Here is a 22123-nt window from a genome sequence, read left to right on the forward strand (position 1 = left end):
ACGGGAGCCGGGCGGTCCGTGCGGCGAAGGGGCTTTCGTGATCACGCAAACCGCGCCCGCAGCCGCCGAACGTAAACGCGTCGCGAAGGTCGACGTCGTCGGCGTTCCGATGGATCTCGGCGCGGATCGCCGCGGGGTCGACATGGGCCCGTCGGCGATACGTTATGCGCGCCTTAAGGAGTCGCTCGAACGGCTGGGGATCGAGGTGACGGATCACGGCAACCTGCGCGTGCCGGTGCCGGAGTCGGCGACCGAAGCCGAGGCCGACGCCAAGTACTATCCGATCATCAAAGCGGTCTGCGACGAACTCGCCGGGATCGTCGAAGGCGTCGTGCGCGCCGGCGGCTTTCCGCTGGTGCTGGGCGGAGACCATTCGATCGCGATGGGGACCATCGCCGGCGTCGCGCGCGCGCGCGGGCGCGCGCCGGGCGTAATCTGGGTCGACGCGCACGGCGACATCAACACCCCGCTCACCTCGCCGTCGGGCAACGTCCACGGGATGCCGGTGCACTTCGCGCTGCAGGAGCACGCGGTCGATCCCGCCCGCATGGCGTTCATCGGCCTGCGCGACGTCGACGAGGGCGAGAAGAAGATCATCCGCGAGCTCGGCGTGAAGGCGTTCACGATGGCCGACGTCGACCGGCTCGGGATGAGCGGTGTGGTCGCGGAGGCGCTTGCGATCGTCGCCGACGGCGAACATTCGGTGCACGTCAGCTTCGACATGGACGGCGTCGATCCGCAGGAAGCGCCCGGCGTCGGTACGCCGGTGCGCGGCGGGATCACCTATCGCGAAGCGCATCTGCTGATGGAGGGCGTCGCGGCGTCGGGGACGCTCGGCTCGCTCGAGATCACCGAGATCAACCCGATCCTCGACCGCGAGAATCAGACGGCGATCCTGGCCGTCGAACTGATCCTCTCGGCGCTCGGAAAGACGACGCTCTGACGTTCGACCGCGCCGCCTTCATCCTCCGGCGCGCAACGTTCGAAGACGTCCTCGCGCCGGAGCTCACGCCCGAACAGCGCTTGCGCGAACAGCGCGACGGCGCGCGCGCGACGTGCCCGTGCTGCGCGTACCCGACGATCAACGGCCGGGCCGCCTGCGAGATCTGCGCGCTGTGCGGCTGGGAAGACGACGGTCAGGACGATCCCGAGTTCGCACCCGGTGCGCTGCGCGACCCCGACGCCGTCGCGGGCGGCCCGAACCACGACTACTCGCTCACCGAAGCACGCGAGAACTACGCGGCGTACACGACGATGTACCGTCCGACCGACCGCGACTTCGAGCACGAGCGCGCGCAGTCGAACGTCAAGCGCGCGATCGCGGCCGCGTACGACCGCAGCGTCGAAGGCGACGCGACCTTCGCCGAAGCGGATGCGGAAGCGCGCGCGCTCATGGACGATTTGGAGTGACGATGGCGCTCGATCTCACCAAGGAATTTCCGCGCAGCCCGCGCGAGCGGCTCGGCGGGATCGCGATTCTGCCGCGTGCGATCGACAAGGCGCGCGCGCAGCTCGCGGGGACGCTCGGCAGCTACATCTACTTCGACTGCGGGATCAACCGCGTGCTCTTCACGATGCTGCACGTCAGCGATCAGCAGTTTCTCGACGCCGTCGCGCGCGCTAAGAACGACGACGACGTGCTGCGCTGGATCCGCGAGGAGCTGCAGCCGAGCGAAGCGGCGATCGCGCGGATGAACGCGTTCATCGAACATCTCGAACCGCGTCCCGAGCAGCAGGCGCACTTCGACGCGATGCTGCAAGCCGCCGATCCCGGCAATACGGCCGTCACGCGCTGGGTGGACCTGCTCGATCTCGAAGAGGGCCGGCTGCCGAAGGGTTCTGGCGCAGCGACCTAAGGGCGCGCGGCGCGTTCGGCGGCGCGCAGCGCGTCGCGGCCGAGGACGCAGATCGGCACGTCGCGCCAGCGCGTCTCGAGCCGGCCTTCCCAGGCGTCCGCAAACGTGACCCCGTCGAGGCCGCCGTAGAGCGCGATCTCACCGTCGCCGTCGCCGTGACGGAACTCGTAGTCGACATCGGCGAGGTCGGCCGGCGCGATCCCGTCGAGCTCGGCGCCGATGCGTGAGAGCGCGCGGTAGACGCGCCGCGCGTTGTCGTCGTCGGCGTCGTACCACAGCGCGTGGTCGTGGGCGTCGGCGGTCTCGCCGTGCAGCTTCTTCGCCAGGCCGCCGATCACGAGCGTGCGCGCCTGCTCCTTCGCGAGCGCGCTCAGCAACTCGGCAAACGCGGTGTGGTCGGCCACGGCACGCTCCTTTCGCTGCGACGCGCTTGGGCGATCAGGACGAGGGCGCCTGCTCCCAGTCGCGGCTGCGCGCGACGGCGCGCCGCCACTGCGCGAGCAGCCCCGCTCGCTGCGGCGCCGGCATCGCCGGGACGAATCGCGACCGCTCGCGCCGCCGCCGCGCGAGCGCGCCGAGATCCTCCCAATAGCCGGCCTGCAAGCCCGCCAGATATGCGGCCCCCAGCGCGGTCGTCTCGGCGGTCGACGGACGCACCACCGGGACGCCGAGCACGTCGGCTTGGAACTGCATCGCGAGATCGTTTTCGGCGGCGCCGCCGTCGACGCGCAACTCGCACAGCGAGAGCCCGGCGTCGCGCTCCATCGCGTCGATCACGTCGGCGGTCTGAAACGCCATCGCCTCCAACGCGGCGCGGGCGAGATGTCCGCGCGTCGTCCCGCGGGTGATGCCGACGATCGTCCCGCGCGCGTGCGGATCCCAGTACGGAGTTCCGAGGCCCGTGAACGCCGGAACGAAGAAGCAGCCGCCGTTGTCGTCGACGGTGCGCGCCAGCCGCTCCACGTCCGACGCGCGCTCGATGATGCCCAGACCGTCGCGCAGCCACTGCACCGCGGCGCCGGTGACAAAGACCGATCCCTCCAGCGCGTACGTCGCCTCGCCCGGCGTGAAACCGTATGCGATCGTCGCGAGCAGGCCGTGTGCGCTCTCCACGATGCGCGCGCCGGTGTTGAGAACGACGAACGAACCCGTGCCGTACGTCGACTTCGCGAGCCCGTCGCGGAAGCACGCCTGTCCGACGAGCGCGGCCTGCTGGTCGCCGGCGACGCCGGCGATCAGGATCGGCGCACCGAGATGCTCGGCGCCCGCGGTTGCGAACGCCGCCGTGCACGGCAGCACCTCGGGGAGGAGCGCGCGCGGGATCGCGAACGCGTCGAGCAGCGCGTCGCTCCACGTCAAGCGGCGGATGTCGAAGAGCATCGTGCGCGACGCATTGGTGACGTCGGTGACGTGCCGAGAGCCGCCGCTGAAATTCCAGATCAGCCACGCGTCGACGGTGCCGAACGCGATCTCGCCGCGCTCGGCGCGTCCCCGCAGGCCGGCGACGCGATCGAGCAGCCACGCGATCTTCGTCGCCGAGAAATAGGGATCGAGCACGAGCCCGGTCTGCGCGCGGATCAGCGGCTCGAGGCCGTTCGCGCGCAGCGCATCGCAGCGGTCGGCGGTGCGGCGATCCTGCCATACGATCGCGGGCGCGACGGGCGCACCGGTCGCGCGATCCCACAGGATTGCCGTCTCGCGCTGGTTGGTGATCCCGATCGCGGCGACGTCGGCCGCGGTTGCGCCGGCGTTGCGCAGCGCGGCGCGCGCGGTCTCGAGCTGCGTCGTCCAGATCTCGCGCGGATCGTGCTCGACCCAGCCGGGGCGCGGAAAGAACTGCGTGAGCTCGCGCTGGTCGAAGCCCAGCACCGCGCCGTCGCGATCGAACGCGATCGCGCGCGAACTCGTGGTGCCCGCGTCGAGCGCGAGGACGATCACAGCCGGAACGCGTCGGCGCCGCCGGGTTCCGGAAAGATCTTGCCGGGGTTCATGATCCCCAGCGGGTCGACCGCGGCCTTGATGCGGCGCATCAGCGCGAGCGCGTCGGTCCCGACGTCGAGCTCCATGAACTGCTTCTTCAGCAGCCCGATCCCGTGCTCGCCCGAGAGCGTCCCCCCGAGTTCCACCGCGGCTTCGAAGATCGCGCGCGCCGCGGCCGCAACGCGCGCCATCTCCTCGGGATCGCGCTTGTCGCACAGGATGTTCGGATGGAGATTCCCGTCGCCGATGTGGCCGAAGAGCGGGATCTCGAGCCGGTGCTCTGCGGCGATCGCGCGGACGCGCGCCACCATCGCCGTCACCTTGCTGCGCGGGACGCAGACGTCCTCGCCGAGTTTGTTCGGACGCCGCCGCGCCAGCGCCGGCGAGATCGATCGGCGCGCGTTCCACAGGCGTTCCGATTCGGCGTCGTCACCGGCGACGGTCACGGTGCGCGCGCCGTGTGCGCGCGCGACCGCGCCGATCGCCGCGATGTCCTCGTTCACGACGCTCTCGTGATTGCCGTCGGCGCCGAAGATCAGGATCGCGTCGGCGTCGAGCGGCAAGCCGGTCACCCCGTTCTCGGCGATGCAGCGCATCGTCAGCGCGTCGAGCAGCTCGATCGCGGCCGGCGCGATCCCTGCGGCGAGAACGGCGGTCGATGCATCCGCGGCATCGGCGATGCGATCGAAGACGGCGAGCGCGGTGCGCTTGACGCGCGGCTTGGGCAGCAGTTTGAGGGTGATCTCGGTGATCGTGCCGAGCGTCCCCTCCGCGCCGGTGAAGAGCCGGCGCAGATCGTAGCCGGTCACGTTCTTCACCGTGCGGCCGCCGGTGCGGATCGGCGTACCGTCGGGCAGCACGACTTCGAGCGCGAGCACGTAGTCGCCGGTGACGCCGTATTTGAGCGCGCGCGCGCCGCCCGCGTTCTCCGCGACGTTGCCGCCGATCGCGCTCTGCTTGAGGCTCGACGGATCCGGCGGATAAAACAGACCGCGCGCTTCGACCAGCGCCTGCAGGTGCGCGGTGATCACGCCGGGCTGCACGACGGCGACGCCGTCGTCGACGCTGATCTCGAGGACGCGATCCATCCGCGAGACGCCCAGCACGATGCTGCCGTCGAGCGGGACCGCGCCGCCCGAGAGGCCGCTCCCCATCGCGCGCGGCGTGAGCGGGATCCGCCGCGCGGTCGCGATGCGATGGATCGCGCACACCTGCGCCGTCGTCGACGGCAGGACGACCAGCGGCGGGGTCCGTTCGTAGAACGTCCCGTCGAATCCGTAGGCGATCAGGTCTTCGGCGGCGGTCAGGACGCCGTCCGGAACAACTTCGCGCAGCGCGTCGATGAGGCCGGCGGCGATCACGGCGGTGAAGATCCGCGGGTCTGCTTCACGCGGTACATCGCGACGTCGGCGATGCGCACGATCTCCTTCGCGTCGTCGGCGTCGTCGGGGACGACCGCGTCGCCGACGCTGGCGCTGATCGTCACGCTCGTCCCCGCGATCGAGAAAGGGGCTTCAATCTCGCGGATGATGCGCTCGGCGATCGCGCGCGCGTCGGCGCGCGACGAGATCTTCTCCAAGATCACCGCGAACTCGTCGCCGCCGATCCGGGCGACGAAGTCGTTGGGACGCACCGCGCGGCGCATCCGCTCCCCGCAAAGCCCGAGCACGATGTCGCCGGCGGCATGACCGAGCCGGTCGTTGATCGGCTTGAAACGGTCGAGATCGATCCACAGCACGCCGATCCGTTCGTCCGGCCCGCGGCCCCCCAACACCTCCGTCAATCGCTCGTCGAACGCGCGGCGGTTCGGGAGGCGCGTCAATTCGTCGCGGCGCGCGAGCGCGGCGGCGGCGCTCGCCTGCGATCCGAGCAGCGCGGTGAGCGCGCCGGCGAGTCCGAGCAGCAGCGCCGTCGTAATGATCACCGTGCGCGCCAGCAGGATTGCGCTCGCGATCGCGGCGTTGTCCTGATCGAGCGACGCCTTCAGCGCCGCGATCGCGATCAGGTCGGCACGCCGGACTTGGTCGAATGCGGTCCGCTGGGCGCGTAGCGCCGCAAGCGCCTGCCGGCGGTCGCCGCGCTGCATCGTCCGCAACTCGTCGGTGAAGCGGGTCTCGAGCGCGTCGCCGGTGCGCACGAACTCGTCGAGCGCGGCGTTCGCGTCGGGATCGTTGAGCCGCGGCAGAGCGGCGCGGTACGTCGCGTACGCATCACGGCCCGGCGCGTACGGCTCGAGAAACGAGGCGTCGCCGGAACTGACGTAGATGCGGACCGCGGTGTCCTGATCGGTGAGCGCGACGAGCGCGGAGCGTTCCGCGATCGCGGCGCCGATCGCGACACGGCTGCCCTGCTGCCGCGCGGAGATCTGATCGAAGGCGACGACCGTCGTCACCACGGCGGCGGCGATGGCGAACGCCCCCAGCACCGCTGCGGATGCATACCGCACGAGGCTTGGCGCGGACTTCATCGTTGCATCCTACCGGCGTTTTCGGCCGGGGTCCTACACGCGAGGAGTCCGGCGGGGTACACTGTGAGCATGGCCGACGTCATCACGACCGAATACCGGCTCGCCTCCGAGCCGGCGCTCCGAGCGTTTGCGGCCGCCGCCCTCGAGAAGGTCGGGGTATCGAGCGAGGACGCGGCGATCGTCGCCGACGTCCTCGTCGCCGCCGACCTGCGGGGAATCGAGTCGCACGGCGTCGCGCGGCTCGAGCCGTACTACGTGAAGCGAATCCAGGCCGGGCGGCTCAATCCGCGTCCGGCGGTGACGACGGTGCGGGAGACGCCGACGTCGATCCTCGTCGACGCCGGCAACGGCCTCGGCCACCCCGCCGGGAAGCGGACGATGGATGCGGTGCTCGCCAAAGCCGCGGAGCACGGCGCGGCGTTCGGTGCCGTGCGCAACTCGAACCACTTCGGGATCGCCGGGTACTACGCGATGCAGGCCCTCGAACGCGACATGATCGGGATCGCGTCGACGAACAGCGTGCGTTTTGCGGCGCCGACGTTCGGCCGCGACGTGATGCTCGGAACGAATCCGCTTGCGTTCGCGATCCCCGCGAACCGCGAGCCCGCGTTCGTCCTCGATTTCGCCACCACGACGGTTCCCAAAGGGAAACTCGAAGTCTACCAGCGGCGCGGAACCCCGCTGAAGCCCGGCTGGGCGATCGATCGCGAAGGAAATGAGACGCTCGATCCGCAGGTGGCGCTGACCGGCGCACTCCTCCCGCTGGGCGGCTACGGCGTCGATAACGGCGGCCACAAAGGCTTCGGACTCGGCCTGCTGGTCGAGATCCTCTGCGGCGTGCTCGCGGGCGGCGCGTTCGGCAACGATCTCCCGCTCCCCGACGACGGCCCGTTGCCGGGACGAATCTCGCACTTCTTCGCCGCGTTCACGATCGGCGGGTTTCGCGATCCCCTGCAGTTCAAAGCCGACATGGACACGGAACTCCGTGCGTTCAAGGATTCGGCGAAGGCGCCCGGTCAGGATCGCATCTACGTCGCGGGCGAGATCGAACACGAGAAGACGCTGTTCAATCGCGCGCACGGCGTGCCGGTGCACGCGAAGGTGTGGAACGGCCTGCAGTCGATGGCGGCCGACCTCGGTCTTCCGTTCGAAATCGCAAAACGCTGACGAAGATGCTATTGGTGTGAAAGTTCGAGCGTCCCCGCGCAGCGCAGACCGTTGCACGCCGCGGGGATGAACCGCGCCGTCATCAGGCGGCTGCGCAACTCCGCGGTCGCTCCCGGATCCGCCGGTGCGCGCACGAACTCGATCGAGGTCGCGCGGCCCGTCTCGTCGACGGTGATGCGGATCAGAAACGGTCCGGCGATCCCGCCGAACAGCGCGCCGCGCGCCGACGGATCGACCGCGGCGGGATAGGTTTCGCCGAAGTTGCCGATCCCGTCGTCGCGCACGGCGGCGAGCGGGCTGGGCACGGGGGACGCCGTCGCGGCGGCCGTCCCCGCGGCGACGGCCGTCGGCGCCGCCGCCGGCGTGGCGAGGACCGCGACGACCGCCTGCGCGGCGACATGCTTGGCGACGGTCGCGCGGAACGCGCGAGGCGAAAAGCGTCTCTCCGATGCGACGACCAGCGCGCGCTGCGCGTGCGCGACGGTATGCGCGACGTGCAGCAGCGGCGGCCGGGAGAGCGCGGCTGCGGCGAGCGGCGGCGCGGCGCGCACGACCGGCGCGGGGCGCGGCGTCTCGCGATGCTCGATCCGGATCATCGTCGCCAGCAGGACGCGTTCGTCGGGGACGTCCGGGGTGAACGCCGGGCGGGGCAGCGCGGCAAGGACGGCGAGCGCACAGACGTGAGCGGCGATCGAGAGGCCGATCGCAGTGCGGTCACGCCGTGAGGGGAAGCCGCCGTGCACCATCGCCGTGGGACCGCTCAAGTCCGACGGCGCGCAGCCTGCAACCTTTTTTCGCGCCGGCTCCTCTTAGTGAGGCGACATGGGTCGTTCAACCGAGATGGTGCTCTATCAGGCCGAGTGGTGTTCGTACTGCGCGCGCGTGCGCAAGAAGATGACCGACTTGCTGCTCGACTACAAAACCGTCAACGTGCCCTACTCGCATGCCGAGCGGCACGAGGTGAAGGCCGCGTCGGGTCAGACCTCGATCCCGGTCCTCGTCGACGGCGACGTCGTCCTCGACGACGACGACGACATCATTCCGTATCTCGAGCGCAAGTACGGCGCGGGAGCGCAAGCCGCGAGCTGACGCGCCTCCGCGTCACTCCATCGGAATATTGGCCGGCGCCGCCGCACCTTTGCGGCGGCGCGGCAGCACGAAGACGAGCGGCAGCAAGAAGAACGTCAGCGCGCCGAGCGCCCACTGCGCGTCGGCGTACGCCATCACCGACGCCTGCTGCAGGATCAGCCGGTCCATGTTGCCGACCGCGGCGGTCGCACTGTGCATCTGCCCTTCGAGGACCTGCAGCGCCGGATTGCTCGCCACCGCGCTCTGCGCGAGCACCGACTGGTGGAACGCACTGCGCCGCGCGAGCAGCGTGACGAGCGCCGCCGTCGAGAACGAACCGCCGAGCTGCAGCGAGAGCGCTTGAAATGACGTCGCCTTTGGGACGATTTCCGGCGGGATCGCGCTGAGCACCGCGATGTTGATCGGCACGAACAGCAGACCCAGGCCGATCCCGGCCATGATCGCGGGGCCGACGAGCGACCCGAAGTCGTTCTGCGAGGTGGTGATGTACCCGAGCCAGATCTGCGAGACGCCGATCAGCGCGAAGCCGGTGACGAGCAGGATGCGCGTGTCGATCCGGCCGGAGCCCGCGACGCGCGCGATGAACGGCGTGAGCAGCGCGATGAACGCGGCGCGCACGAAGATCAGCTCGCCGGAGAGCGTCGCGGTGAAGCCGAGGAGACCTTGCACGTACTGCGGCAGGATCACCGTCGCGCCGAACAGCACCGAACCAATCGCGAAGCCGAGCGCGCTCCCTGCCGCGACGGCGCGATACCGCAGGGCACGCAGATCGACGATCGGCCGCTTCGTCCCAAAGAGTTCCCAGAAGACGAATGCGATCAGTCCGGTCGCCGCGGTGAAGCCGAAGAACCGGATCACCGGATCGGAGAACCAGTCGTTGCGCTGACCCTCGTCGAGGATGTACTGCAGCGAACCGAGTCCGACCGCGAGCAGCGCGAGACCCAGGCCGTCGATCGGGATCGCCTTCGGGTCGCCGGGATTGCGCATCATCGTCAGGATGATGAACGCCGCGAAGATCCCGGGCGCCAGGTTGATGAAGAAGACGTAGTTCCATGAGAAGTTGTCGGTCAGCCAGCCGCCGACCGTCGGACCGATCGACGGACCGACGATCGCGCCGAGCGCGAAGACCGCTTGCGATGCGCCGAGCAGGCGGCGCGGAAACGTGTCGCGCAGCGCCGCCTGGCCCGTCGCGACGAGCCCGCCGCCGAACGCGCCCTGCAGCACGCGGTAGAGGATCAGCTGCTGGATCGATCCGGCGACGCCGCAGAGCATCGACGCGATCGTGAATCCGATGATCGCCGTCGCGTAGTACTGCTTGCGGCCGAAGCGCGCTTGCAGCCACGGCGTGAGCGGGATGACGATGACCGCCGAGATGATGTAGCCGGTCACGACCCACGCGCCCTGATCCTGCGAGGCACCGAGGTTGCCTTGAATCGTCGGCAGCGCGACGTTGACGATCGTCGTGTCGAGCGTCTGCATCAGCGTCGCCGCCATGATCCCCGCCGTGATGAGGATCAGGCGCGCACCGGATTCGCTGACGTCGCGCTCCGCGCTTACGTTCGCAGCCATGGGTTCCGCGGAAAAGAGGGCACGAGGTCTGGGATCATCTCCAGCCCGACTTCGGTTTCGCGCGTCGGCGTGACGTTAGCGCGACGTGATCGCGGCTTCGGCGGCGAGGGCGAAGGCGACGGCGGCGCCGGCCAGGGTAGCCAGCAGGTTGACCGCATCGTTCGAGACGCCGCGGACGCCGCGCATCAGGCGCGTCGGTGCGCCGCAGACGTGCGGGTCGGTCTCGCACGAGCGTCCGCAGGCGTCGCAGAACCGCAACTCCTGCAGCGACGCGCCCAGCAGCGAGTCGACGAGCGCGCCCGCGACGCCCCCCAGCGCGATCCCGCCTGCGACCAGCCCAATCGCCGTCGCCGGCTCGCCGAACGCCCAGATGGTCGCGTGTCCTCGCGAGCCCAGCGCGTAGGCCACCGCGATCCCGGCCGTTCCGGCGAGCGCCAGCCACGCGGCGCCTGCCGCCTCGGCGAGCGATCCCGCGCGCGTTATCCCGCCGGAGATGCCGGCCGGCACGCGCTTCCCGGTCACGATCGAGCGCGGGGCCCCGCGCGCGAGCGTTCCGATCTCCGTCCCCCACGTATCGGCGGTCGCAGCGGCGTACGCTCCCGCGAACGCCGCCGCCCAACGCACGTCGTACGTGAACGCCCACGCTGCAGCGCACAGCGTCGCGACGCCGCCGTTCGCCAGCACCTGCATCGCATCGCGAGCGCCCGCTTTCCCGATGTCGACCAGCGCACGTTTGCGGCGCTTTCCGACCCGCGAGAGCACGACCGAGGGGACGAAGAACGCGAGCAGGACGAACGTGAAGCCGAGCGTCCCGCTCGCGTACGTCACGGTCCCGACGGCGAAGGCGGCGAGCGCGCCGCCGGTCGTCAGTGCGTGCGTGCGCCGGGCTGCGAGCGCGATCGCGCCGGCGAAGAGCGCGCCGATCAGGAGGTCGAGCGGCCGCACGGCGTCAGCCGAGATGCAGACGTCGCGGCGAAAGCATGCTGGTGGGAGGGCGTGTTTTCACCGTGACGCAGGGACAAAACGGCGGCGGCTCACGCGCGGATGCCGGAATGCACGCGCGCGGTCCGAGATCAAACCGTCGCGACGGCCGAGAGCGCCCGCAGCAGGCCGTCGACGGTGAACTCCTCGGCGACCACGTCGACGCGAATCCCGGCGTCGCGCGCCTTCTGCGCGGTGATCGGGCCGATCGCGGCGACGGTCTTCCCGGCCAGCGCCTCGGCCGCGCCGGGGACGTTGTGGACGAAGCCGGCGACCGTGCTCGAGCTCGTGAACGTCACGATGTCGGCGGACGCGGCGTGGGCCGCCAGTTCCGGATCGTCGACGAACCGCGTCTTGTACGCGGCGACGACGTCGACGACGCGATCGTGCCGGCGCAGCGAATCGGGGAGGACGTCGCGCGCTTCCTGCGCCCGGAAGACGAGGACGCGGTCGCCCGGCGCGGTGCGCGCGAGCAGTTCGGCCGCGACCGCTTCGTTGACGAACGTCGGCGGCACCAGATCGACGCGGATCCCGCGCGCCGCGAGCGCTTCGGCGGTCTTCGGACCGATCGCGGCGATCTTCGCATCGCCGAACGCGCGCGCGTCGCGCCCGAGTTCGGTCAGCGTGTCGAAGAAGGCGTCGACGCCGTTGCGGCTGGTGAACGCGACCCACGCGTAGTCCCGCACGTGCGTGACCGCCTCGCGCGCCGCGTGCGGATCGTCGGGCGGCCCGATCGCGATCGTCGGCGCGACGACCGGTTCCGCGCCCACTTCCCACAACCGGCTCGCGAAATCGTCCGCCTGATGCGACGGACGCGTGACGAGCACGCGTTTGCCGAACAGCGGTTGGGCGTCGAACCAGCGGATGTGTTCGCGCTCCTTCACGACATCGCCGATCACGACGATCGCGGGTGCGCCGATCCCGGTCCGCGCGACCTCGTCGACGACCGTGTCGATCGTCGCGGTGAGCACGCGCTGGGACGGCTTCGTCCCTTCGTGCACGATCCCGACCGGCGTCTCGCCTTCGAGCCCGTGCTCGCGCAGTTTCGCCACGATCCCCGCTAGGTTGCCCATCGCCATCAGGAAGATCGTCGTCGCCTTGCGGTTCGCGAGCTTCGCGAAATTGAGCGACGAATAGCCCTTCGTCGGATCTTCGTGGCCGGTCGCGATCGTGAACGACGTGTTGTGATCGCGATGCGTCACCGGGATCCCGGCGTAGGCGGGGGCCGCGATCGCCGACGTGATCCCGGGGACGATCTCGAACGCGACGCCGGCTTCGGCGAGCGCCTGCGCTTCTTCGCCGCCGCGCGCGAAGACGAAGACGTCGCCGCCCTTGAGCCGTACGACTTGTTTCCCGTCGAGGCCGAGCTTCACGATGAGCGCGGTGATCTCGTCCTGCGTGAGCGTGTGCGCGCCGGCTTTCTTGCCGACGTAGATCTTCTCGCAATCCGGCGGCGCCAGGCCGACGATCGCCGCTGAGGCGAGGTAGTCGTAGACCAGCGTGTCGCACTGCGCGAGCGCGCGCGCGGCTTTGAGCGTCAGCAGGCCCGGATCGCCGGGACCGGCGCCGACGAGCCACACTTTGCCCTTCTCAGTACGGGCGTGCGGTAGGGTCACTCGCTCATGTCCTCCAGCGCAGCGAGCTGGACGAGCTCGCCGTCGCCGAGCGCCTGCAGTTCGAAGAGTTCGTCGAGCATCCGCGCGTGCGTCATCGCTTCGGCGCGGTTCTCGACGGCTTTGCCGCGGATGCGCGTGATCGCCGAGTGCAGCAGCTTCGAGACGATCGTCATCGACATCCCGGTGATGAGGATCTTCTCGCGCTCCGTCAACTCCGGACAGCGCCCGAAGAGGCGCGCCAGTTCGGCTTCGCGGATCGCTTCGGTCTTCTGCACCAGCGACGCGATCACCGGAACGGCGACGCGCGACTGGTACCACTGCTGGAAGCGCTCGACGTGTCCGGCGATGATCTCTTCGACCAGCGGGATCGCCTCGCGCCGCTTCTCGAGCGTGACGTCGATCAGTCCCTTGAGCGCGTCGACGTCGACCAGCCCGACGCCGGCGATCCGCGTGACCTCGGGATCGACGTCGCGCGGCACCGCGATGTCGACGATGAAGAGCGGCCGCGACGGCCGCGCCAGCATCGCTTCGGCGACGTTGCCGGGGGTGACGATGAAATGCGAGGCGCCAGTCGAGGTGACGACGACGTCGGCGTCCTTGAGCGCGTTGACGAGCCCCGGCATCTCCGCGACGCGCGCGACGCCGCCCAGGTTCTGGGCGACGTCCTGCGCCCGCGCGTGCGAACGGTTGAGGACGATGATGTCGCTTGCGCCGTCGTCGCGCAAACGCCGCGCCGCGAGCGACCCCATCTTCCCGGCGCCGACGACGAGGACGCTCTTCCCGTCGAGTTCGCCGACGTGCTGTTTCGCGAACGCCACCGCCGCCGTCGCGATCGACGTCGATTCGCCGGAGATCGAGGTGTGCGTGCGCGCCGCCTTGCCGGCTTCGAGCGCTTCGCGGAAGAGGGTGTGCAGGGTCTTGCCCAGCGAACGCGCGCGCTGCGCCTGGACGTACGCGTCCTTCACCTGGCCGAGGATCTCGGCTTCGCCGATCAGCATCGAGTCGAGCCCGGTGCTGACGCGGAAGAGATGGTCGATCGCCTGCGTCCCCAGCAGCGTGTACATGTACGAATCCATGTCGTTCACGTCGCCGTGCCGGAAGTTGTTCAGGAACGTGCGCAGCTGGCCGACGCCGGCCTCGTAGTCTTCGAGCTCGGCGTAGATCTCGAGCCGTCCGCAGGTCTGCAGCATCAGCGCTTCGCGCACCGCCTGGTAATCGCGCAGCGCGATCAGCGCCTCGCCCATCTTCTGCGGCGGAAACGCATGCCGCTCGCGCACGTCGACCGGCGCGGTGTTGTGCGAAAGGCCCAGACACACTAGAGGCATACAGCGTCACCCGGAGCCTGTTGTAGGGTCGCCGCGAGCGCATCGTCGGCGAGCTCGATGGTGCGGTCGATCTCGGCGCGGTCGTGTGCGAGCGACAAGAAGCCTGCCTCGAACTGCGATGGCGCGAAATACACCCCGCGATCGAGCATCGCGTGGAAGAAGCGCGCGTAGAGCGCGGTATCCGCCGTCTTGGCGCCGGCGAGATCCGTCACCGGACCATCCGTGAAGAAGAAGCCGAACATCGATCCTGCCGCCCCGACCCAGTGCGGGACGCTGCGCCGGCGGAACACCTCCGCCATCCCGGAGCACAACCGCGTCGCAAGCCCTTCGAGATGCGCGAAGGTCGTGTCCGAGAGAAGTCGCAAGGTCGCGATCCCGGCGCTCATCGCCATCGGATTCCCCGAGAGCGTTCCGGCCTGGAACACGTCGCCGTCGGGGGTGAGATGGTCGAGGATCTCGGCCGTCCCGCCGAACGCGCCGACCGGCAGGCCGCCGCCGATCACCTTGCCGAGCGTCGTGATGTCGGGAAGCACGCCCTCGCGCTTCTGCACGCCGCCCATTCCGACCCGAAAGCCGGTCATCACTTCGTCGAAGATCAGCAGCGCGCCGAACTCGCGGGTGAGCGTGCGCAGCGCAGCGAGAAACCCCGGCAGCGGCTGGACGAACCCCATGTTGCCGACGCACGGCTCGACGATCACCGCCGCGATCTGCTCGGGATTGTGCTCGAACGCGGCGCGCACCGCGGCCGCGTCGTTGTAGGGCACGATGAGCGTGTCGCGCGCGGTCGCGGCCGGGACGCCCTTTGAGTTGGGAACGCCCGTCGTGAGCGCGCTCGAGCCGGCCGCGATCAAGAACGGGTCGGCGCAGCCGTGATAGCAGCCCTCGAACTTGATGAACTTGTCGCGGCCGGTATAGCCGCGCGCGAGCCGGATCGCGTTCGCGGTCGCTTCGGTCCCCGACGAGCAAAAGCGCACCTTGTCGATCGACGGGACCGCGGCGACGATCATCCGCGCGAGTTCGGTCTCGTATTCGGTCGGCGTCCCGTACGACGTCCCGCGCGTTGCTGCTTCCTGGAGCGCGCGCACCACGTCCGGATGCGCGTGACCGGCGATCATCGGACCCCACGAGAGGACGTAGTCGAGATAGTCGTTGCCGTCGACGTCGGTCAGGTACGCGCCCTTCGCCGAACGCATGAAGACCGGCGTCCCGCCGACGCCTTTGAACGCACGGACCGTCGAGTTGACGCCGCCCGGGATCACGCGTTTGGCGGCCGCGAACGCCGTGTCGCTGCCGCTGCGGTTCATGCGAGGGCTCCGCGCAGCGCGTCGTACTCCGCGGGCGTGTTGACGTTCGCGAGCACGCGCTGATCCTGCACCGGCACGAACCGCGTGCGCAGGCGGTCGATCACCAGCCGCAGTGCGCCGCTGCCGCCGAGCAGCACCGGAAGACCTTCGCGCACGAACGCGTCGCGCCGGTACAGCGCGGCGAGCGGCTCGATCCGCCGGTTCGCCTCGTCGTGCGTGGGGACGATCGCGTCGAGCGACGGCGCGGCGTACGAGGCCAGCCGCGCCGCGAACGCGGCGTCGACGAACGGCGCGTCGCCGGCGACGGCGAATACCCACTCGGTACGCATCTCGCTCATCGTCGAGATCAGTCCCGAGAGCGGACCGCGCAGCGGCCAGCGGTCGACGACCATCGGCGCGTCGAGGTCGATCTCGGGCGGCAGCGTTCCCTTGGTGGAGATCCACGTCTCGCCGGCCGGCGAGACGTTGCGATAGACGCGCACGAGCATCGGCACGTCGCCGACCGCGAGCGTCAGCTTCCCCGGCAGGCGCGTCGCTTCGCCGCCGGCGAGGATGCAGACGCCGATCGCGGTATCGCCGGGATGCTGCTGCGGATCCATCACCGTGTTCTCTGCAGATAGCCTTTGGCGAAGTAGGTGATGATGATGTCGGCGCCGGCGCGCGTCATCGCGGTGAGCGTCTCGTCGACCGCGCGTTCCTCGTCGATCCAGCCGCGTTCGGCCGCGGCCTTGATCATCGAGTACTCGCCGCTGACGTGGTAGACGGCGACGGGGACGTCGGTCATCGCGCGCACCTCGCGCACGACGTCGAGATACGCCATCGCCGGCTTGACCATCACGATGTCGGCGCCTTCGTCGAGATCGAGCTGCACTTCTTTGAGCGCCTCGCGACCGTTCGCCGGATCCATCTGATAGGTGCGGCGGTCGCCGAACGACGGCGTCGACTCGGCCGCTTCGCGGAACGGGCCGTAGAACGCCGACGCGTACTTCGCGGCGTACGACATGATCGCGACCTTGGTGAAGCCCTCGTCGTCGAGCGCGGTGCGGATCGCGGCGACGCGGCCGTCCATCATGTCGGAGGGCGCGACGATGTCGACGCCGCTGCGCGCGTACGTCAGCGCCGTCTTCGCCAGCACCTCGAGCGTGGCGTCGTTGTCGACGTCGCCGGCGGGATCGAGGATCCCGCAGTGCCCGTGATCGGTGTACTCGCAGTTGCAGAGGTCGGCGATCACCAGCAGGTGCGGCAGCGCGTCTTTGATCGCGCGCGCGGCACGCTGAACGATCCCGTTGGGATCGTGATTGACGGTCGCGTACGCGTCCTTGTCGGCGGCGTCGGGGATCCCGAACAGCAGGACGGAGCGCACGCCGGCCGCGTCGAGTTCGCGGCACTCGGCGACGACGGTGTCGACCGAGTAGCGGTTGACCCCGGGCATCGAGCCGATCGGCTGGATTACGCCCGCGCCTTCGACGATGAACAGCGGCTGCACGAGGCCGTCGCGGTTGACGCGCGTCTCGCGCACCAGCGCACGCATCGCCGCACTCGACCTCAGGCGCCTCGGGCGGGCGACGATCCGGGTTCGCTCGGCGACGTTCATGCCCCGTTCTCCAGCAAGTAGAGCATCACGGTCTGTACGAACGCGCCGACCTCCGGAGAGGCTGCGACGACGTCCGGGTGCCAGCCGTGCGCCCCGGCGGTCTCCGACGATGACGGTCCCATCGCGGCGATCACCGGCCGGTGTCCATCGTGCCGCAGGCCGTCGAGGTACTCCGTGATGACACTCACGGAGCCCGACGAGGGGAATAGCACGACGTGCGGGACCCGCCCTTCCAGGGCCGTTCTGGCGACCGCGCTGTCGGGCGCTTCGATTACCTCGGCGCCGGCCTCGCGCAGCGCCGGCGCGATCCGGCTCGGCCGGTCCTGGGTCCGCGGGAGCAGCACGACGCGTCCCGTCAGCGGTCCGCCGCCGAGCAGCGCCGTCCCGCCGGCGGCCAGAAGTTCGCGCGCGAGCCCCACGGCGACCGCTTCGGCAGCCGCAACGTCGCCGAGGGCGAGGCGCGCGGCGGCGGTGCTGCGCAGGACGGTCGTTCCGTCGGCGGCGGCGATCGCGCCGCCCATCTGCAGGCGCCCGTCGGCCCAGGTCGCGTGGGCGCCGACCGGTGCCTGACACCCGCCGCGGAGGGTCCGCAGGAACGCGCGCTCGGCCCGGACCGCGATCGAGGTCGCGGGATCGCCGAGGACGGCATCGAGACGGGCGGCGAGCGGATCGCCGTCGCGGGTCTCGATCCCGAGCGCCCCTTGTGCGACCGCCGGCGTGACCTGGTCGACCGGGAACGGGACGGTGTACGCGGCCCGCAGGCCGAGACGGTTCATTCCGGCGCAGGCCAGCACGATCGCGTCGTACTCGCCCTCGCGCAGCTTGCGCAGGCGCGTGTCGACGTTGCCGCGGACGTCGTCGTAGACGAGGTCGGGGCGCAGCGCGCGCAGCTGCGCGCGCCGGCGCGGCGACGACGTGCCGACCCGCGCGCCGGGCGGAAGGTCGGCGAACGTCGCGTAGCGTTCGCTGCAGTACGCGTCGCGCGCATCCTCGCGCTTGGTCACCGCCGCCAGCGTCATGTCGTCGGCGAGCGTGCTCGGCAGATCTTTGCACGAGTGGACCGCGTAGTCGGCCCGGCGTTCGCGCAGCGCCAGCTCGAGTTCTTTGACGAAGACGTTGTCGGTGCCGATCGCCGCGATCGAGCGGTCCTGCACGGCGTCGCCGCGCGTGGTGACGTTGAGCACCGTCGACGCGATCCCGGCCTCGGCGAGCGCGGCCATGATCGCGCGGGTCTGCGTCATCGCGAGCAGGCTGGCGCGCGAAGCGCAGATCAGCGGGCGAGTTTCGGCGGGGACGACCCCGGCCAGCGTATCCACGGCGCGTTCCACCTCATGTTCGACGGCGCCCGGCGGCATCGCGGCGAGCTCGTCGACGTCGCGTTCGGCGAAGTGGCGCATCACCGCTGCCCGCCGGTCCGGCGGGACGACGATCTGCACCCGGTCCCGCAGCGCGCCCAGCGTTGCGGCCGCCCGCGCGTAGCGCGCGTCGAACTGCAGGGCGAGCTCGTCGCGGATCCGCTTGGTGAAGGACGGCGAGAGCCCGCCTGAGTCGACGGTGACGGTCAGCGGGCCGGCGCGGTGCACCGCGGGGGTCGCGAAGTCCCCTCGGCCGGCGTCGGAGGCGTCGTTCACGAGGATCCCGGCGTCGCGGGCGTCGTGCGCGATCGCGGCGTTCGCCGCGTCGTCGTCGGTGGCGGCGAACGCGAGCAGCGCGCCGGCGAGGTCGCCGCGCTGGTACCGCCGCGGCTGCCACGCGATCCGGTGCGCCGCGGCGAGCGCGGCGAGGCCGCCGCTGAGCGCGGGGCTCACAACGGTGACGGCGGCGCCGGCGTCGAGCAAGGCGCGAACCTTGCGCTCGGCGACGCTGCCGCCGCCGGCGACCACCACGGGCCGGCCGTTCAGCGAAAGGGCGACGGGATACACAAGCCCTATCTTCCAGCAGATGCGATCCGTCCCCGCGCGCGCGGCACTCCTCGGTGCGCTCTTCGCCGCGCTCGTTACCCTGCCGGGGCTCGGAATCGGGACGCTGTGGGACAACAGCGAGACGGCATACGGGGAAGTCGCGCGCGAGATCCTGCTGACGCACGATTGGGTCGTCATGCACCTCAACGGTCAGCCGTGGTTCGTCCAGCCGCCGCTCTACTTCTGGATCGCAGCGGCGCTGGCGAAAGCGTTCGGCGTCACCGCGTTTGCCCTGCGGCTGCCGAGCGCGCTGGCGACGATCGCGATGGGCGGTGCGGTCGGCTACGCCACCGCGCGCATCGCCGGCGGCCGGGCGGGGATGGTCGCGGCGATCGTGCTCTCGACCAGTCTCATGCAGGCGATCGTCGGCCGGCTCGCGATCATGGACGCGCTGCTCGACTTCGCGATCGCGGCGGCCGTGCTGTGGTGGTACCGTGCCTTCGAGCCCTCGGGGAGCGTGCATCGCCGCGATACCGCGTTCGTCTGCGGTGCGCTCGCGCTCGCGGTGGGGACGCTCGCGAAGGGTCCGGTTGCGCCGGTGATCGCGGTGCTGGTGATCGGTGCGTGGGCGTGGTGGGAACGGCGCGCGGGCAGGATCGCCGCGCCGAGCCTGCGCGCCGCGATCGTCGCGCTGATCGCCTACGTCGCCGTCACGCTGCCGTGGTTCGTCGCGCTCGGTGCGCGCGTCGGCCCCGGCGCGATCGGCGAATTGATCGGACATTACACGGTCGGACGCTACACCGGCGTGATCGAAAACCAGCGCGGTCCGTTCTGGTATTACGTCCCGGTCGTGATCCTCGGATTCTTTCCGTGGATCGCGTTCGTTCCGGCGGCGCTCGCCGCGGCGCTGCGCGAAGCGCGCCGTCCCGACGGCGCGTTCGCGCGGTTCGCGCTCGCGTGGACGATCGTCCCGTTCGTCTTCTTCAGTTTCGCGAGCACGAAGCTGCCGAACTACGTTGCGCTGATGCTGCCCGCGCTCGCGATCCTCGTCGCGCTGTGGTTCGAACGCGTGCGCGCCGGCGCCGATCATCGCGCCGCGCTCGTCTCCGCCGCGACGATCCCCGTCTTCATCGGCTGCGTCGGCGTCGCGATGGCGATCTTCTCGCACACCAACAAACTCGACGTCGATCTGCCCGCGCTGATGCCGCCGCTCCTGTTTCTCGGCGTCGCGATGCTGATCGGATCGCTGCTCACCGTGACCGCGGTCGCGCGCCCGTCGACGGCGGCGTGGTCGCCGTACGTGCTGGCGGTGACCAGCGGTGCGCTGGTGCTGTTCATCGCGATCGTCGCCGAGCCTATCGCCGAACCGCTCAAACCGATCCCGCCGATCGCCCGCACGATCGACGTGCAGCGCCGCGCCCGCGACATCGTCGGCGTGCACGGCGTCAGCGGCGGGAACGCGCTGGTGTTCTACACCGCGCCGCCGGTGCTCGACGTCGCGCGCAACGCCGACTTCGTCGCCGCGATCTGCCCCGGCGGCGCGGCGTGGGTCGTCGCCAGCCCCGTCGAAGCGGAACGGCTCGCGACGATTGCCCGGGCGCGCGGCCGCACCGCCGAGATCACCGACGCCGCGCCGCCGGCGCACCCGAAAGCCGCGCTGATCCACGTCTACGGCGCACCCTGCCGCACCTGAGTTCGTCGAAGGCGCGCCGCCGCAACGTTATTTCGCTTGCGCGGCGACCTCGGCCTCGGTCACCGGCGTGCCTTTGTTGCCCCATGACGTGCGGATGTAGGTGATCACGTCGGCGATCTGCTTGTTGGTGAGCTGGCCTTTCCACGCCGGCATCACGCCTTGATATGCCGTGCCCTTCACGTCGATCTTCTGGTTGTTGAGGCCGTTGAGCAGCACTTTGATGACCGCGACCTTGTCGCCGCTGACCATATCGTTGCCGGCGAGCGGCGGGAAGACACCGGGCTGACCGGCGCCGGCCGCGCCGTGGCAGCCGGAGCAGTTGGTGCTGTATACGTTCGCGCCGCCGCCGCCGGCCGCCGCGGCAGCGCCGCCGCCGGCGGCCGGCGCCGGCGCGCCCGCGCCCGCCGAGCTTCCGACCGAACCGGTGGTCCCGACGGGGCCCGTTTCGCCGGATGACTTTGTGACCGCGGCCTGCGCGGCGTTGGGTCCGATGAGGTTGTGCGCGAGCTGCTGCTGCACGACGTTGTTCTGCCCGAACCACGAGAAGAAGATCGCGCCCGCCATCGTCACGCCGGTGAGACCGAGAACCCACGGACGGCGCGAGAGCCGGCGCGACGGGTTGCGGTCGATGAACGGCAGGGCGATCAGCAGGACGATCAGCAGCGTCGGGCCGACGATCGTCGCTACGAGCGTCGCGGTCTGCACGAGCGCCGGCGGGAAGCCGCCGACGATGTCGAGCAGCGCATAGAGCGCGAGGAAATACCACGCCGGATACGGGACGAACTGCGCGTTGTTCGGATCGGCCTTGTCGTCGAGCGGGACCGGCGAGAACGTCGCGAGCGCGACGATGATCACGAACATCGCGAACGAGACGACGGTGTCCATGAACATCTGATCCGGCCAGAAGCGGCCGGGCTTGAGCTTCGGCGCTTCGTCGATCGGCGGCCCGGCCGGGCCGTTCCAGCGGAAGATCGCGAGGTGCGCGCCGACGAGCAGGACCAGCAGCGCGGGCATCAGCCACACGTGGATGCCGAAGAAACGGTTGATGGTAAGCGTCCCGATCCCGCTGCCGTCCTGCAGGAACGAGAGGACCGCGGGTCCGAGGATCGGCGCGTTGCCGGAGATGTTGATCGCGACGCGCGATGCGAGCAGCGCGTTGAGATCCCACGGCAGCAGGTAGCCGGTCAACCCGAGGACGAGCGTGATGATGAAGAGCAGCACGCCGACGATCCACTGCAGTTCGCGCGGCTTCTTGTACGCGCCCCACAGCAGCACTTGCAGCAGATGCATCGCCATGAACGCGATCATCGCCGAGGCGCCCCAGTAATGCAGCGAGAGGACGAAGTGGCCCGCGGGGACCTTCTCGATGAGATACTTCGTCGATTCCCACGCCGTCGCCGTCGACGGCGCGTAGTAGAAGCACAGGAAGATCCCGGTCGCGATCTGCAGGATCATCGCGAACACGGTCGCGCTTCCGAACGCGTACCAGTAGGAGGCGCCGCCGGGAACGTCTTCGGTCAGGAAATCTTTGGTGGCGGTGACGATCCCGGTGCGCTGGTCGAGCCAAGTCAGCATAGCGCG

Annotated in this window: 20 protein-coding genes; 6 read left to right on the top strand and 14 right to left on the bottom strand. The window is 70.1% G+C overall.

Annotated features, from left to right (window positions below; genetic code table 11):
• Nucleotides 1-37: 37 nt before the first annotated feature.
• The 3 genes from rocF (at nt 38) to WPS_RS00790 (ending at nt 1856) form a co-directional block, all read left to right on the top strand.
• Nucleotides 38-943: an arginase gene (rocF, locus tag WPS_RS00780; RefSeq protein ID WP_317995968.1), complete on the top strand. Its 906-nt coding sequence runs from the start codon at nt 38-40 to the stop codon at nt 941-943.
• An 80-nt stretch (nt 944-1023) separates the two neighbouring features.
• Entirely contained in the window at nt 1024-1410 is a 387-nt protein-coding gene (locus WPS_RS00785; protein WP_317995969.1) for a CPCC family cysteine-rich protein, read from the top strand.
• A 2-nt stretch (nt 1411-1412) separates the two neighbouring features.
• On the top strand, nt 1413-1856 hold the full coding sequence (locus WPS_RS00790; protein ID WP_317997582.1) for a DUF5069 domain-containing protein: 444 nt from the start codon (nt 1413-1415) through the stop codon (nt 1854-1856).
• Here the strand turns inward: WPS_RS00790 and WPS_RS00795 are convergent.
• The 4 genes from WPS_RS00795 to WPS_RS00810 are packed head-to-tail and all read right to left on the bottom strand — an operon-like array spanning nt 1853 to nt 6303.
• Nucleotides 1853-2260 (bottom strand): hypothetical protein, encoded by a 408-nt coding sequence (locus WPS_RS00795; protein ID WP_317995970.1) that lies wholly within the window; start codon nt 2258-2260, stop codon nt 1853-1855. The genes WPS_RS00790 and WPS_RS00795 overlap by 4 nt on opposite strands.
• Before the next feature lie 34 nt (nt 2261-2294).
• Nucleotides 2295-3794 carry a glycerol kinase GlpK gene (gene glpK / locus WPS_RS00800; protein WP_317995971.1) on the bottom strand — a complete coding sequence of 500 codons (1500 nt, stop codon included), beginning with the start codon at nt 3792-3794 and terminating at the stop codon, nt 2295-2297.
• Complete coding sequence (locus WPS_RS00805) at nt 3791-5197, bottom strand: FAD-binding oxidoreductase (protein ID WP_317995972.1); 1407 nt, start codon at nt 5195-5197, stop codon at nt 3791-3793. Before WPS_RS00805 ends, glpK begins: the two co-directional genes overlap by 4 nt.
• Entirely contained in the window at nt 5194-6303 is a 1110-nt protein-coding gene (locus tag WPS_RS00810) for a diguanylate cyclase domain-containing protein (protein ID WP_317995973.1), read from the bottom strand. Before WPS_RS00810 ends, WPS_RS00805 begins: the two co-directional genes overlap by 4 nt.
• A gap of 69 nt (nt 6304-6372) precedes the next feature.
• Here WPS_RS00810 and WPS_RS00815 point away from each other — a divergent pair, with 69 nt between their 5' ends.
• Nucleotides 6373-7470 (top strand): Ldh family oxidoreductase, encoded by a 1098-nt coding sequence (locus WPS_RS00815; protein ID WP_317995974.1) that lies wholly within the window; start codon nt 6373-6375, stop codon nt 7468-7470.
• An 8-nt stretch (nt 7471-7478) separates the two neighbouring features.
• Here WPS_RS00815 and WPS_RS00820 read toward each other — a convergent pair whose 3' ends face one another.
• Nucleotides 7479-8234 (bottom strand): hypothetical protein, encoded by a 756-nt coding sequence (locus tag WPS_RS00820; RefSeq protein WP_317995975.1) that lies wholly within the window; start codon nt 8232-8234, stop codon nt 7479-7481.
• A 58-nt stretch (nt 8235-8292) separates the two neighbouring features.
• Here WPS_RS00820 and WPS_RS00825 point away from each other — a divergent pair, with 58 nt between their 5' ends.
• Nucleotides 8293-8559: a glutaredoxin family protein gene (locus WPS_RS00825; protein WP_317995976.1), complete on the top strand. Its 267-nt coding sequence runs from the start codon at nt 8293-8295 to the stop codon at nt 8557-8559.
• A gap of 12 nt (nt 8560-8571) precedes the next feature.
• Here the strand turns inward: WPS_RS00825 and WPS_RS00830 are convergent, their stop codons facing one another.
• The 8 genes from WPS_RS00830 to hemC all read right to left on the bottom strand — a co-directional run bounded on the left by WPS_RS00830 (nt 8572) and on the right by hemC (nt 18870).
• Nucleotides 8572-10128 carry a DHA2 family efflux MFS transporter permease subunit gene (locus WPS_RS00830; protein WP_317995977.1) on the bottom strand — a complete coding sequence of 519 codons (1557 nt, stop codon included), beginning with the start codon at nt 10126-10128 and terminating at the stop codon, nt 8572-8574.
• Between the two features lie 75 nt (nt 10129-10203).
• Complete coding sequence (locus WPS_RS00835) at nt 10204-11073, bottom strand: DUF92 domain-containing protein (protein ID WP_317995978.1); 870 nt, start codon at nt 11071-11073, stop codon at nt 10204-10206.
• Between the two features lie 128 nt (nt 11074-11201).
• Nucleotides 11202-12725, bottom strand: coding sequence for a uroporphyrinogen-III C-methyltransferase (gene cobA / locus WPS_RS00840; protein ID WP_317995979.1), 1524 nt, complete (start codon nt 12723-12725; stop codon nt 11202-11204).
• On the bottom strand, nt 12722-14041 hold the full coding sequence (gene hemA / locus WPS_RS00845) for a glutamyl-tRNA reductase (protein ID WP_317995980.1): 1320 nt from the start codon (nt 14039-14041) through the stop codon (nt 12722-12724). Before hemA ends, cobA begins: the two co-directional genes overlap by 4 nt.
• A complete protein-coding gene (gene hemL, locus WPS_RS00850; protein WP_317995981.1) occupies nt 14041-15354 on the bottom strand; it encodes a glutamate-1-semialdehyde 2,1-aminomutase in 1314 nt (437 codons plus the stop codon). The genes hemA and hemL overlap by 1 nt, the downstream gene beginning before the upstream one ends.
• Nucleotides 15351-15953: a molybdenum cofactor guanylyltransferase gene (mobA, locus tag WPS_RS00855; RefSeq protein WP_317997583.1), complete on the bottom strand. Its 603-nt coding sequence runs from the start codon at nt 15951-15953 to the stop codon at nt 15351-15353. Before mobA ends, hemL begins: the two co-directional genes overlap by 4 nt.
• Nucleotides 15953-16948: a porphobilinogen synthase gene (gene hemB / locus WPS_RS00860; RefSeq protein WP_317995982.1), complete on the bottom strand. Its 996-nt coding sequence runs from the start codon at nt 16946-16948 to the stop codon at nt 15953-15955. Before hemB ends, mobA begins: the two co-directional genes overlap by 1 nt.
• Entirely contained in the window at nt 16945-18870 is a 1926-nt protein-coding gene (hemC, locus tag WPS_RS00865; protein WP_317995983.1) for a hydroxymethylbilane synthase, read from the bottom strand. Before hemC ends, hemB begins: the two co-directional genes overlap by 4 nt.
• A 19-nt stretch (nt 18871-18889) precedes the next feature.
• Here hemC and WPS_RS00870 point away from each other — a divergent pair, with 19 nt between their 5' ends.
• A complete protein-coding gene (locus tag WPS_RS00870; protein WP_317995984.1) occupies nt 18890-20542 on the top strand; it encodes an ArnT family glycosyltransferase in 1653 nt (550 codons plus the stop codon).
• A gap of 27 nt (nt 20543-20569) precedes the next feature.
• On the opposite strand, the gene WPS_RS00875 is transcribed toward WPS_RS00870, so the two are convergent.
• Nucleotides 20570-22117 carry a cytochrome b N-terminal domain-containing protein gene (locus tag WPS_RS00875; RefSeq protein ID WP_317995985.1) on the bottom strand — a complete coding sequence of 516 codons (1548 nt, stop codon included), beginning with the start codon at nt 22115-22117 and terminating at the stop codon, nt 20570-20572.
• Between the last annotated feature and the right edge of the window lie 6 nt (nt 22118-22123).

Origin of the sequence: Vulcanimicrobium alpinum (assembly GCF_027923555.1) — a bacterium.
Classification (GTDB): Bacteria; Vulcanimicrobiota; Vulcanimicrobiia; order Vulcanimicrobiales; family Vulcanimicrobiaceae; genus Vulcanimicrobium; species Vulcanimicrobium alpinum.